Raw genomic sequence first — 12053 nt, forward strand, 5'->3', positions numbered from 1 at the left:
CTTCATGGGATGTCCCTCCTGAGCCTGCGTGCCCGCTCCGGGCACTGGTGGTCGTTCGGGACGGGTCGGGCCGCGGGTTGGATCGCGGCCCGACCCGGGCGCGGCGGATCCTGAGCCTGGCTCAGGACCCACCGCATCCGGTCAGCCGATCGCTGCCTCTGCGGCCACGCCGCCGACGGGCTCGCGCGTCACCTCGACGCGCGCGGCCTGCATCTGCTCGGCCATGTGCTCGAGCACGCGCACGACCTGCGACGAGTAGCCGTACTCGTTGTCGTACCAGACGTACACGACGAGGTGGCGGCCGGATGCGATGGTCGCGAGGCCGTCGACGATGCCTGCCCGGTTGTTGCCGACGAAGTCGGTCGAGACGACCTCGGGCGAGTCGACGAAGTCGATCTGCGTGCGCAGGCGCCCCTTGAGCGACGCGCGGCGCAGCAGCTCGTTGACCTGGTCGCGCTCCACGGCCTCGTCGAGCGTGAGGTTGAGGATCGCCATCGACACGTCGGGCGTCGGCACGCGGATGGCGTTGCCGGTCAGGCGGCCCTCGAGCTCGGGCAGCGCCTTCGCGACGGCCTTCGCGGCGCCGGTCTCGGTGAGCACCATGTTGAGCGCCGCCGAGCGGCCGCGGCGGTCGCCCTTGTGGAAGTTGTCGATGAGGTTCTGGTCGTTCGTGTACGAGTGCACGGTCTCGACGTGGCCGTGCTCGACGCCGTACGCGTCGTGCAGCACCTTGAGCACGGGCGTGATGGCGTTCGTCGTGCACGACGCGGCGGTGACGATGCGGTCGTCGGCGGCGATCATGTCCTGGTTGATGCCGTACACGACGTTCTTCAGCGGGCTCTTGCCCGGGGCGGTCAGCAGCACGCGCGCGACGCCCTTCGCCTGCAGATGCAGCGACAGGCCCGCCTCGTCGCGCCAGCGGCCCGTGTTGTCGACGACGATGGCGTCGCGGATGCCGTGCGCCTCGTAGTCGACGGTCGCGGGGTCGTCGGAGTGGATGACCTGGATGAGCGTGCCGTTCGCGAGGATCGTCTGCGCCTCGTGGTCGATCTGGATCGTGCCCTCGAAGGGTCCGTGCACCGAGTCGCGGCGCAGCAGGTTCGCGCGCTTCTCGAGGTCGTGCTCGCCGCCCGAGCGCACGACGATCGCGCGCAGGCGCAGGCCGAGGCCGTTGCCGGCGTGGCCGACGAGGATGCGGGCGAGCAGTCGGCCGATGCGGCCGAAGCCGTAGAGCACGACGTCGGTGGGCTCCTGGTGCTCCCACGACGGCAGCGCGCCGAGCGCGTCGCGCACGTACGCCTCGAGGCCCGACACGTCGTCGGGCGCGCCGTCGAGCAGGCGGCCGAGGTCGAGCGACACGCCCTGCAGGCGCAGCTCGTCGGCGACCTGCAGCGCGAGCAGCGAGTGCGCCACGTCGAGCTCGCCGTCGCTCACGCGTCGCGCCCAGCGGTGGGCACGCAGCACCTCGATCGCCGAGCGGTTGATGATCTTGCGGCCGTGCACGTGCGGGATGACGTTCCGCTCGCGGTACAGCCTGCCGATGAGGGGGATGGCCGACTCGGCCATCGCGACGCGCTCCAACCATGCGTCCTGGGATCGCTGCACTGCGTCCGTCACTCGCTCTTCGCTCCTCGTGCGCCCCGGTCGGGCGCTGGTCCGTCGCGGCGGATCTCGCCGCATCCCCATCCTTTCGCTGCAGCGCACGAATGCGGGGCGGATCGGGCGGGTCAGGCTGCGAGCGCTTGCCGCACCGTCAAGAAGCGGCGTTCTTGCCGCCACCGCGCTGCTCTCGTCGGTACGCGTCGCGCATCCGATCGGTCGTCAGCAGGTCGCCGATGCCGATCATGAGCAGCGAGAACACGATCTGCTCGATCGTCATCCACAGCGGGTAGAGGCCCGGGATGGCGGCGACGACGAGCGTGACGATCGGGAAGATGCGCGAGAACAGTCGCAGGCGCGAGTACGCCCACCACCACCGCTGCTCGGCGCGCAGCGCGAAGTAGCCGAGGCCGAGCGTGAGGCCGAGCACGACGAGCGACCGGAACCACACCATGGGGTGGTCGAGCTCGCCGCGCGCCGTGAGCACGGCCGCGACGACGATCGCCGCGAGGCCGATGGCGATCTCGGCCGTGAGGATCCAGCGGATCGCTCGCCAGTCGCGATGCAGGCGTGGATCCGCGAGCCGCTCGGGCGGCATGCGCACGTCGCGCGCGCGGCCGGCGGCGACGCGGTCGATCCGCAGCAGCAGCGCGTCGAGGCTCACGAGCGCGATCGTACGCCCGCGACCTGCGACGACGCCGCCCTCCGGAGGTGGAGGACGGCGTCGGCAGAGCGCTGGGCGCGGGTCAGGACACGTAGGCCTTGCCGAGGCGCCAGTAGCCCGTGAACGTGACGTTGGCCTTGTCGACGCCGCGGTGCTTCACGAGGTGGCGGCGTGCGCCGGTCGCGAGCGACTGCTCGCCGGCGGCGTACGCGTAGGCGATGTCGCCGGGCAGGTCCAGCTCGGACAGGGCGCGCAGGCCGGCCTGGCCCTCGCGCTCGGAGCCGCGGTGGATCCAGTGCACGTCGATGCCATCGGGCTGGCCGAGGTCCTGCACGTCGTCCATGTGGCCGACCTCGATCACGGCGATGCCGCGCGTCGCGCGGTCGATCGAGCCGCACACGCCGGCGATGGCGGGGATGACCGACTCGTCGCCGACCATGAGCACGTCGCCCTCGACGCCATCGTCGTTGTAGAGCAGGCCCTCGTCGAGCAGCGCGGCGCGCTCGCCGACCTTCGCGTCGATCGACCACTGGGCGCCGGGGCCCGGGTCCTCGTGCACGACGAAGTCGATGTCGAGCTCCTGCACGTCGCGGCGGAACGCGCGGATCGTGTAGTTGCGGATGTGGGGGCGCTTCGCCTCCGACATCAGCAGGTACTGCGGGAACCACTGCTTCGGGCTCGTCGGCACCTGCAGCGCATCCTGGTCGGGACGGCGCATGAAGAAGCGGAACCACTGGTCGTAGCCCTGCGGCGTCATGTTCGCGACGTCCTCGCCACCGAGCGTCACGCGACGCAGGTGGGGGGAGATCTGCTCGTTGCCGAGCACCTCGAGGTCGATGAATCGAGGTGCGACGGCGGCGACGCGTGCGGGTCCGGCCATGCGGGAGCTCCTTCGTGCAGCGGCGCTGCGGGAGGGGGATGTGCGGTAAGGCTATCCTCACCGTACCCGACGACGCATCCGGCCGTCGACCCCGGCCGTCGATCCACAGGCCTCTCCAGCGAGCCCTGAGGGAATACCATGGTGGTGCGCAGCGCTGCACAGCCCTGTCCCCACGCACCGTCCGGAGACTCCCCCATGCAGCAGCTCACCCCCACGCGTCGCGTCCTCGCACTCTTCGCGCTCGCCCTCGGCGGCTTCGGCATCGGCACGACCGAGTTCGCCTCGATGGGCCTCCTGCCGCTCATCGGCGACGACCTCGTGTCGGGCTTCGCGCAGAACCCCGAGCGCGGCATCCAGACCGCCGGCTGGCTCATCTCGGCCTACGCCCTCGGCGTCGTCGTCGGCGCCCCCGCGATCGCGGTGCTCGCGGCGCGCATGTCGCAGACGCGCCTCGTGCTCATCCTCGCCGCCGCGTTCACGGTCGCGAACCTGTCGAGCGCCCTCATGCCCACGTTCGAGCTCACGATGCTGTCGCGCTTCGTCTCGGGCCTCCCGCACGGCGCCTACTTCGGCGTCGCCTCGCTGCTCGCCGCCCGCATCATGGGCCCCGGCCGCCAGGGCGCGGGCGTCGCGCTCGCCCTCTCGGGCCTCACGGTCGCGAACGTCATCGGCGTGCCGCTCGGCACCTTCCTCGGCCAGACGGCCGGATGGCGCTGGTCGTACGTCGCGATCGCAGGCATCTTCGCGCTCACGCTGCTGCTCGCGTTCCGCACGCTGCCGCAGGTCGCCGGCAACCCCGAGCGCAACCCGCTGCGCGAGCTGTCGGCGCTGCGCGACGGCCGCCTGTGGCTCATGCTCGCGGTCGGCGCCATCGGCTTCGGCGGGTTCTTCGCCATCTACTCGTACATCGCCGAGACCGTGACGCGCGTCGCGGGCCTCAGCGAGAGCACGGTGCCGTGGGTGCTCGCGACGCTCGGCATCGGCATGACGATCGGCAACATCCTCGGCGGCGTGCTCGGCGACAAGGCGCTCGTGCCCACGATGCTCGGCGGGTTCCTCGCCGTCATCCCCGTCATGGGCCTGTACTCGCTGCTCGGCGGCGAGCCCGTCGCGCTGTTCGTGCTCGCGTTCCTCATCGGCCTGTCGACGTCGATGCTCATCCCGTCGATCCAGTCCCGCATCATCCAGATCGCCGGCGAGGCCGAGCTGCTGGGCGCCGCGATGAACCACGCGGCGTTCAACGTCGGCAACGCGCTCGGCGCAGCCGTCGGCGGCGCCGTGATCGGCGCGGGCCTCGGCTACCTCGCCCCCGGATGGGTGGGCGTGCTGCTCGCGACGGCCGGCATGGGCCTCGCGGTCGTGAGCGTGCTGCTCGACCGCCGCTCCGCATCGCTGCGCCGCCTCGAGACGCACGAGCAGGGCATCGTCGAGCGCGTCGGCTAGCGGCCGTTCCCCCGTTACCGCATCCGGCTGGCTGCGGCCAGCCTCCATTCCCGCACCGTGCCGCCGTGCGTAGGCTCGGGTGCATGCAGGGCACCGCGACCGACGTCGACCTCTCGGTCGACGACGCCGCCCTGGCGTCGACCGACGGCGACTGGGTCACCGTCGTGTGGGACGACCCCGTGAACCTCATGACGTACGTCACGTACGTGTTCCGCTCGTACTTCGGCTTCGACGAGGCGAAGGCCGAGCGCCTCATGATGCAGGTGCACACGAAGGGCCGGGCGATCGTGTCGGCCGGCGGCCGCGAGCAGCAGGAGCTGCACGTGTCGGCGATGCACGGCTACGGCCTGCTCGCGACGCTGGAGCGTGTCGAGTGAAGCCGTGGAAGCGCGACGGCGATGCGCTCGTGCTCGTGCTCACCGCCGACGAGGCGACGATGCTCACGCGGCTCGTCGCGCAGGTGCGGCAGGTCTTCGTGGCGGTGCGCGACGGCGAGGCCGACCACGCCGATCCCGTGATCGAACGGCTGTTCCCGGCGGCGTACGAGGATGAGGAGCTCGCCGACGAGTTCCGCAGGCTCACCTCCGACGACCAGGCGGCGCTGCGCCTCGACCGGCAGCGGGCGATGGCGCGCGACCTCGCGGCCCACGCGACGGTCGAGGACGAGCGCGTGCGCGTCGAGGTGCCCGAGGAGTCGGCGGATGCGTGGCTCGCGGGCATCGGCGACATCCGCCTCGTGCTGCACACGCGCGTGCAGCAGGGCCCCACGAACCACCTCGACCTCACGGCCGAGGACCTCGCGCAGTTCCAGGCCGTCGTCGACTGGCTCGGCTACGCGCAGGGCAGCCTCGTCGAGGCCGTCGTCTCGGAGTGACGCTCAGCGCTCGGGCACGAGGCGCGGCAGCAGCCGCACGAGCTCGCGAGCGTCCGTGGACTCCACGAAGGCGCGCGGCTCGTCGCACGACGTGGCACGAGGTGACGCTGAGCGCATCTTCTCGTGCGACATGCGCATGAAGCCACGCTGAGCGTCACCTCGTGCCCGTGCTCAGTGCTCCCCCGCGCCGAACCCCTCGCGCTGCGACCGCTCCTCGAGCGACTCCAGCTCCTCGAAGAGCGTGATCTGCAGGTCGGCCGGCGCCTGCAGGCGCGCGTTCACCGAGCGCCACGGCGTCTCGCGCGGCGTCGCGAGCACCTCGGCGCCCGCGGCCTCGAGCGTCGACGTCGTGCCGGCGGCGTCGTCGACCTCGAACGCGAGGCGGATGCGCGGGCTCGTCACGCCGTCGGTCTCGACGGCGTCGATCGCGCGCACGTGCGACGGGTTCGCGAGCTCGAGCGTCGCCCGGCCCGCCTCGAGGATCACGACGCGCTCGTCGCCCTCCCCCGCGTACGCGGCCTGCTCGGGCAGCCCGAGCGCGTCGCGGAAGAACGCGACCGCCGCGTCGTGGTCGTCGGCCTCGACGACGATGCGCAGCTGACGGACGGTCGGACGGGCTGCCTCGCTCATGGCGGGTGCAACCGCCGCTCGCCCGGGTCGATTCCGCATCCGCTCGCGACCGGTGGGAGGATCGCAGGATGAAGATCCTCTCGATCCAGTCGTCGGTCGCGTACGGCCACGTCGGCAACTCGGCCGCCGTGTTCCCGCTGCAGCGGCTGGGGCACGAGGTGTGGCCCGTCTCGACCGTCGTGTTCTCGAACCACACGGGCTACGGCGCGTGGCGCGGCCCGCTGCTGCCCGCGACCGACGTCGCCGACGTCATCCTCGGCATCGAGGAGCGCGGCGCGCTCGCGCAGGTGGATGCGGTGCTGTCGGGCTACCTCGGCGGCGAGGCGATCGTCGACGTCGTCGTCGACGCCGTGCAGCGCACGAAGGCGCTCAACCCCGCCGCGACGTACACGTGCGACCCGGTCATGGGCAACGCGAAGTCCGGCTGCTTCGTCGCCCCGGCGATCCCGGCGCTCATCCGCGAGCGCGTCGTGCCGGTCGCCGACATCATCGCGCCGAACCAGTTCGAGCTCGGCTTCCTCACCGGCACCGAGCCCGCGACGCTCGACGAGACGCTCGAGTCCGTCGACCGCGCCCGCGACATGGGTCCGCGCACGGTGCTCGTGACGAGCGTCGAGCGCCCCGACCGACCCGAGGGCACCATCGAGATGCTCGCGGTCGACGACGAGGGCGCGTGGATCGTGCAGACGCCGTACCTGCCGTTCAAGGCCAACGGCTCGGGCGACGTCACCGCCGCGCTGTTCACCGCGCACTACCGCACGTCGGACTCGGCGTGGGATGCGCTCGAGGCGACGGTGTCGAGCGTGTTCGACCTGCTGCAGATCACCCACGACTCGGGCGAGCGCGAGCTCCAGCTCGTCGAGGCGCAGGAGGCGTACGCGCACCCGCGTCGCCAGTTCCAGGTGCGCCAGGTGCGCTGACCATGACCGATCCCACGACCGCGGTGCGGCGCGCGTACGAGACGCGCGCCGATGCGTGGGACTCCGCCATGGGCATGGTCGAGGGCTGGCTCGACGAACGTGCCGACGCGCTGCTCGCCGACGCCGACCGCATGCGCCTCGTCGTCATGCCCGGCCGCATCAAGGAGGAGGCGCGCACCATCGACCGCCTCTCGCGCGCCGCGACGGAGCTCGACCTCGCCGACGTCACCGTCGACCAGGTCGAGGAGCTCGTGCGCGACGTCGTCGGCGTGAAGGTGCTGTGCAAGTCGACGCGCGACCAGGTGCTGCTCGCCGACGACGTCGCGACGGCGCTGCAGGCCGGCATCCACCTCGTCGAGATGCGCGACTACGTCGCCGAGCCGAAGCCGTCCGGCTACCGCGCCGTGCACGCGCTGCTCGACGTCGACGTCACGACGCCTGCAGGCACGACGGTCGTGGCCGTCGAGGTGCAGATCAAGACCCGCGTGCAGGATGCGTGGGGCGAGCTGACGCACGAGGACCTCTACAAGCCGGGCGGCGGGCTGCGCCCGAGCGACTTCCACCGGTCGGTGGGGCGCACGATGGCGAACCTGCTCGCCGAGGTGGATCGTCTCGCCGACGACCTCGCGGGCGAGTTCGACGTCGCGACCGACGAGCCCGCCTCCGAGCGTGCGCACGCCGTCGCCGGCCGCATCCCGATCCGCTCGGTCGTCGTGCGCTCGACCGGCCCCCGGTACGCGCTGGCCGTCGACGACGAGGGCCGCCAGGGGCTCATCCCCGCGTTCGCCGTGCGCGCGCTCGCACCCACCGACGGGCACGTCGACGTGGATGCGTTCGTGCCCGAGGGATCGACGCTCGAGGCGCGGGTCTTCGAGGACGAGCGCGGCCTCTACTACCTCCCGGTCGCCCTGCCGGAGCTGCCGACCGAGGTGTGATCCCACGCGCGCCGTCACCCGTCGCACCTACCATCGCCCTCGATGGCCAACACGAAGCCCCCAGCCGGCTACGACGCCCGCTTCCTCGGCATCGTCGTGCCCGCGCCGACGCCCGTCGACGACTCCGACGCACCCGTGCTGCCGTACACGCACTTCTCGGTGACGATGCATCGGCAACGGCGCCTCGCGTGGTCGGTGGCCTGGGCGATCGACGGCCTGCGCCTCTTCCCCGACATCCCGCGCCACCGCGACTTCTTCCCCGACGATCGGCTGCCGCTCGACGAGCAGACGACCGACGAGGTCTACGCGGCCAACGACCTCGACCGCGGCCACCTCGCACGCCGTGCCGACCTGCTGTGGGGCACGCTCGCCGAGGCGCGCGCCGCGAACCGCGACTCGTTCTGCTTCACGAACATCACGCCGCAGCACGCCGACTTCAACCAGTCGGGCCGGGGCGGTGCGTGGGGCGAGCTCGAGCACGCGGTCCTCGACCTCGACGGCCTGCACGAGCGCCGCGTCGTCGTGTTCGCCGGTCCCGTGCTCGGTGCCGCCGACCCCGAGTACCGCGGCGTCGTGCGCCTGCCGCGAGAGCACTGGAAGATCGTCGTCTACCGGCTCGGCGAAGCCATCCGTGCCCGCGCCTTCCTGCTCGCGCAGGACCTGTCGAACGTGCAGCCCGCGTACCTCGACGGCTTCGAGACGTACGAGGTGACCCTCGACGACCTCGCCGAGCGCACCGGACTCGACCTGTCCCGCATCCCCGTCGGCAAGCGCAGCCGCACGGCGACGCCGACGACGCCGCGCCTCGTGGCGAGCGTCGACGACGTCGACTGGTGACGCGCTAGCGGCGCTCGCGGCGCTCGCGCACGCGCACATTGACCTGGATCGGGCTGCCCTCGAAACCGAACTCCTCGCGCAGGCGACGCGTGATGAAGCGTCGGTACTGCGGGTCGAGGAAGCCCGTCGTGAACAGCACGAAGGTCGGCGGACGCGTGCCCGCCTGCGTCGCGAACAGGATGCGCGGCTGCTTGCCGCTGCGCACCGGGTGCGGGTTCGCCGCCGACAGCTCGGCGAGGAACGCGTTGAGCTTGCCGGTGGGGATGCGCGTGTCCCACGAGTCGAGGGCGAGCTCGAGCGCGGGCACGAGCTTCTCGAGGTGGCGGCCCGTGCGGGCCGAGATGTTCACGCGCGGCGCCCAGGCGACGTGGTGCAGGTCCTTCTCGATCTCGCGCTCGAGGTACTTGCGGCGCTCGTCCTCGAGCTGGTCCCACTTGTTGAACGCCAGCACGAGCGCGCGGCCCGACTCGAGCACGAGGTCGACGATGCGCACGTCCTGCTCCGACAGCACCTCGGTGACGTCGAGCAGCACGACGGCGACCTCGGCCTTCTCGAGCGCGGCCTGCGTGCGCAGCGTCGCGTAGAAGTCGGCGCCCTGCTGCAGGTGCACGCGGCGACGGATGCCTGCCGTGTCGACGAAGCGCCACACGCGGCCGGCGAGCTCGATCTGCTCGTCGACCGGGTCGCGGGTCGTGCCTGCCATCTCGTTGACGACGACGCGCTCCTCGCCCGCCGCCTTGTTGAGCAGCGACGACTTGCCGACGTTCGGGCGACCGAGCAGGGCGACGCGGCGGGGTCCGCCGATCTCGACCTTCGCGACGGCCGACTCGTCGGGCAGCACCTTCATGGCGGCGTCGAGCAGGTCGGCGACGCCGCGGCTGTGCAGCGCCGACACCGGGTACGGCTCGCCGAGGCCCAGGCTCCACAGGCTCGAGGCCTCGAGGTCACGGCGGGCATCGTCGGCCTTGTTGGCGACGAGCATCACGGGCTTCGACGACGAGCGCAGCATGCGCACGACGTGCTCGTCGGTCGACGTCGCACCCACGGTCACGTCGACGACGAACAGCACGGCGTCGGCCAGGTCGACGGCGATCTCCGCCTGCTGCGCGACCGACTTGTCGATGCCGCGCGCATCCGGCTCCCAGCCGCCGGTGTCGACGACCGTGAACGCACGGCCCTCCCACTCGGCGCGGTACGTGACGCGGTCGCGCGTGACGCCCGGGGTGTCCTCGACGACGGCCTCGCGGCGGCCGATGATGCGGTTCACGAGCGCCGACTTGCCCACGTTGGGGCGGCCGACGATCGCGAGCACCGGCAGCGCCGGCAGGGTGATGACCTCGTCGGGGCCGAGCTCGGCTGCGAGCAGCGCGGCGTCGTCCTCGTCGAGGTCGTAGTCGGCGAGGCCGGCGCGCAACGAGGCGACGCGCGCCTCGTCGAGCTCGCGCGCCTCGTCCATGTCGGTCGGGTAGGCCTGCACGACCTCGACGTCGTCGAAGTCCGGCTCCTGGGGCTGGTCGGTGGTCATGCACGCTCCTGCGTTCGAACGAGCTCGACGACCGCCTGCACGGTCTCGTCGAAGTCGAGGTGGGTGGAGTCGACCAGCGTCACGCCCGGTGCGGGCGTCATGAAGTCGACCACCTGGTTGTCGGATCGGTCGCGCGCGCTCAGGCGCTCGGCGACGCCTGCCGCATCCCCCACGTCGCCGATGCGGCGGCGGATGCGCACCTCCTCGTCGGCGGTGAGCAGGATGCGCACGTCGGCGTCGGGGGCGACGACCGTGGTGATGTCGCGGCCCTCGACGACGATGCCCGGGCGGGCGTCGGCGATGAGGGCGCGGAAGCGCACGTTGACGGCCTCGCGCACGGCGGGCACGCGGGCGACGCCCGAGACGGCGCCCGAGATGCGCTCGGTGCGGATGGCGCCCGTCACGTCGACGCCGCCGACCGAGAAGCGCTGCGTCTCGCCCGAGACGTCGACGGCGTAGTCGAAGTCGTCGAGCAGGCTCAGCACGTCGGCCTCGACGTACGGGTCGAGGCCGCGCTCGAGCACGAGCCATGCGAGCGAGCGGTAGGCGGCGCCGGTGTCGAGCAGGTGGAAGCCCAGCTGCTCGGCGGCGACGCGTGCGACGGAGGACTTGCCCGAGCCCGCGGGCCCGTCGATGGCGACGGTCGTCACGAGACCACCGCCCATCCGCGCGCGTCGAGGGCCTCGAGCAGTCGCTGCTCGGTCTCGGGCGCGATGAGGATCTCGGCGACGCCGAACTGGGCGCCCTCGGCGTGCTCGAGGCGCACGTCCTCCATGTTCACGTTGGCGTCTCCGATGTCGGTGAGGAGGCGGGCGAGCTGGCCGGGGCGGTCGTCGACGCGCACGGCGATGCGCGTGAAGCGCGACCGCTGTCCGTGCTTGCCCGGCAGGCGCTCGACGCCCGCGCGGCCGTCGGCGAGCACGTCGGCGAGCGTGCGGCGCGCGCCCTCGCGATCGACGTCGTCGAGCGCGTCGACGATGCGATCGAGGTCGGCGCGCAGCGCGCGCAGCTGCTCCGCGACCGCCGGCGCGTTCGCCGAGAGGATCTGCACCCACAGGCCCGGGTCGCTGCCCGCGACGCGCGTCACGTCGCGCACGCCCTGGCCCGCGAGGCGCAGCGCCTCGTCGGCGGCCTCCTGCAGGCGCGCGCCCATGAGCGTCGAGACGAGCTGCGGCACGTGGCTCACGGTCGCGACCGAGCGGTCGTGCTCGGTGGGGTCCATCTCGATCGGGATGGCGCCGAGGTCGAGGATGAGGTCGTCGACGACGCTGCCCTGCACGTACGAGATGGCGTCGTGGTCGGCGATGACCCACGGGCGGCCGACGAAGAGGTCGGCTCGGCCCGCGAGGGCGCCGGAGCGCTCGCGGCCCGCCATGGGATGCGTGCCGAGGTACCGGCTGACGTCGGCGCCGGCGGCGCGGAGGTCGGCCAGGATGGGCGCCTTGACGCTCGCGACGTCGATCACGACCGCGTCGCGGTGCGTGTCGAGCTCGCGCGCGACGACGTCGGCCGTCACGTCGGGCGGCACCGCCACGACCACGAGCGCGGGGGCGTCGCCGATGCCCGCGGGGCGCCCGGCGCCGTAGTCGGCAGCGAGGCGCACGGCCGTCGGGCTGACGTCGGCGAGCGTCACGTCGACGCCCAGCCTCGTCAGACCCATCCCGATGGAGGATCCGAGGAGCCCGGTGCCGACGATGCGCACGGGTCCGCGGAGTCGATGGGTCACCGGTCAAGGGTACGCGACCG

Annotated in this window: 13 protein-coding genes; 6 read left to right on the forward strand and 7 right to left on the reverse strand. The window is 72.3% G+C overall.

Annotation, left to right across the window (positions count from 1 at the left end; genetic code table 11):
- Positions 1-141: 141 nt before the first annotated feature.
- The 3 genes from BLQ67_RS01915 to BLQ67_RS01925 form a co-directional block, all read right to left on the reverse strand.
- Complete coding sequence (locus BLQ67_RS01915; protein WP_231945129.1) at positions 142-1566, reverse strand: glyceraldehyde-3-phosphate dehydrogenase; 1425 nt, start codon at positions 1564-1566, stop codon at positions 142-144.
- 187 nt (positions 1567-1753) lie between these two features.
- Positions 1754-2263, reverse strand: a complete 510-nt coding sequence (locus tag BLQ67_RS01920) for a hypothetical protein (protein ID WP_092501951.1) — start codon at positions 2261-2263, stop codon at positions 1754-1756.
- A gap of 82 nt (positions 2264-2345) precedes the next feature.
- On the reverse strand, positions 2346-3143 hold the full coding sequence (locus BLQ67_RS01925) for a siderophore-interacting protein (protein ID WP_092501953.1): 798 nt from the start codon (positions 3141-3143) through the stop codon (positions 2346-2348).
- A gap of 195 nt (positions 3144-3338) precedes the next feature.
- On the opposite strand from BLQ67_RS01925, the gene BLQ67_RS01930 reads away from it, so the two are divergent.
- From BLQ67_RS01930 to BLQ67_RS01940, 3 genes are all read left to right on the forward strand, one after another.
- A complete protein-coding gene (locus BLQ67_RS01930; protein WP_092501955.1) occupies positions 3339-4586 on the forward strand; it encodes an MFS transporter in 1248 nt (415 codons plus the stop codon).
- Between the two features lie 83 nt (positions 4587-4669).
- Positions 4670-4963: an ATP-dependent Clp protease adapter ClpS gene (gene clpS, locus BLQ67_RS01935; RefSeq protein ID WP_092501957.1), complete on the forward strand. Its 294-nt coding sequence runs from the start codon at positions 4670-4672 to the stop codon at positions 4961-4963.
- The gene (locus BLQ67_RS01940; protein ID WP_092501959.1) at positions 4960-5460 is read left to right on the forward strand and encodes a DUF2017 family protein; all 501 of its coding nucleotides are present in this window, start codon (positions 4960-4962) and stop codon (positions 5458-5460) included. Before clpS ends, BLQ67_RS01940 begins: the two co-directional genes overlap by 4 nt.
- Positions 5461-5631: 171 nt before the next feature.
- Here the strand turns inward: BLQ67_RS01940 and BLQ67_RS01945 are convergent, their stop codons facing one another.
- Positions 5632-6090, reverse strand: coding sequence for a VOC family protein (locus BLQ67_RS01945; RefSeq protein ID WP_092501960.1), 459 nt, complete (start codon positions 6088-6090; stop codon positions 5632-5634).
- 68 nt (positions 6091-6158) lie between these two features.
- Here BLQ67_RS01945 and pdxY point away from each other — a divergent pair, with 68 nt between their 5' ends.
- The 3 genes from pdxY to BLQ67_RS01960 are packed head-to-tail and all read left to right on the forward strand — an operon-like array spanning position 6159 to position 8782.
- Positions 6159-7010 (forward strand): pyridoxal kinase PdxY, encoded by an 852-nt coding sequence (gene pdxY, locus BLQ67_RS01950; protein ID WP_092501962.1) that lies wholly within the window; start codon positions 6159-6161, stop codon positions 7008-7010.
- A 2-nt stretch (positions 7011-7012) separates the two neighbouring features.
- A complete protein-coding gene (locus BLQ67_RS01955) occupies positions 7013-7945 on the forward strand; it encodes a GTP pyrophosphokinase (protein ID WP_092501963.1) in 933 nt (310 codons plus the stop codon).
- A 42-nt stretch (positions 7946-7987) separates the two neighbouring features.
- Positions 7988-8782 carry a DNA/RNA non-specific endonuclease gene (locus tag BLQ67_RS01960; protein WP_092501965.1) on the forward strand — a complete coding sequence of 265 codons (795 nt, stop codon included), beginning with the start codon at positions 7988-7990 and terminating at the stop codon, positions 8780-8782.
- A gap of 4 nt (positions 8783-8786) precedes the next feature.
- Here the strand turns inward: BLQ67_RS01960 and der are convergent, their stop codons facing one another.
- From der to BLQ67_RS01975, 3 genes are all read right to left on the reverse strand, one after another.
- The gene (der, locus tag BLQ67_RS01965; RefSeq protein ID WP_092506728.1) at positions 8787-10238 is read right to left on the reverse strand and encodes a ribosome biogenesis GTPase Der; all 1452 of its coding nucleotides are present in this window, start codon (positions 10236-10238) and stop codon (positions 8787-8789) included.
- A 65-nt stretch (positions 10239-10303) separates the two neighbouring features.
- Positions 10304-10972 carry a (d)CMP kinase gene (cmk, locus tag BLQ67_RS01970; RefSeq protein ID WP_092501966.1) on the reverse strand — a complete coding sequence of 223 codons (669 nt, stop codon included), beginning with the start codon at positions 10970-10972 and terminating at the stop codon, positions 10304-10306.
- The gene (locus BLQ67_RS01975; RefSeq protein WP_092501968.1) at positions 10954-12033 is read right to left on the reverse strand and encodes a prephenate dehydrogenase; all 1080 of its coding nucleotides are present in this window, start codon (positions 12031-12033) and stop codon (positions 10954-10956) included. The genes cmk and BLQ67_RS01975 overlap by 19 nt, the downstream gene beginning before the upstream one ends.
- Positions 12034-12053 lie beyond the last annotated feature (20 nt).

The organism is Agrococcus jejuensis (assembly GCF_900099705.1).
Lineage (GTDB): Bacteria > Actinomycetota > Actinomycetes > Actinomycetales > Microbacteriaceae > Agrococcus > Agrococcus jejuensis.

Bases quoted from the DNA above. Each gene is read 5' to 3' on its own strand.
- BLQ67_RS01915 (WP_231945129.1), bottom strand. From the start codon at position 1,566: ATGGCCGAGTCGGCCATCCCCCTCATCGGCAGGCTGTACCGCGAGCGG.
- BLQ67_RS01925 (WP_092501953.1), bottom strand. From the start codon at position 3,143: ATGGCCGGACCCGCACGCGTCGCCGCCGTCGCACCTCGATTCATCGAC.
- BLQ67_RS01930 (WP_092501955.1), top strand. From the start codon at position 3,339: ATGCAGCAGCTCACCCCCACGCGTCGCGTCCTCGCACTCTTCGCGCTC.
- clpS (WP_092501957.1), top strand. From the start codon at position 4,670: ATGCAGGGCACCGCGACCGACGTCGACCTCTCGGTCGACGACGCCGCC.
- BLQ67_RS01945 (WP_092501960.1), bottom strand. From the start codon at position 6,090: ATGAGCGAGGCAGCCCGTCCGACCGTCCGTCAGCTGCGCATCGTCGTC.
- pdxY (WP_092501962.1), top strand. From the start codon at position 6,159: ATGAAGATCCTCTCGATCCAGTCGTCGGTCGCGTACGGCCACGTCGGC.
- BLQ67_RS01955 (WP_092501963.1), top strand. From the start codon at position 7,013: ATGACCGATCCCACGACCGCGGTGCGGCGCGCGTACGAGACGCGCGCC.
- BLQ67_RS01960 (WP_092501965.1), top strand. From the start codon at position 7,988: ATGGCCAACACGAAGCCCCCAGCCGGCTACGACGCCCGCTTCCTCGGC.
- der (WP_092506728.1), bottom strand. From the start codon at position 10,238: ATGGACGAGGCGCGCGAGCTCGACGAGGCGCGCGTCGCCTCGTTGCGC.
- cmk (WP_092501966.1), bottom strand. From the start codon at position 10,972: ATGGGCGGTGGTCTCGTGACGACCGTCGCCATCGACGGGCCCGCGGGC.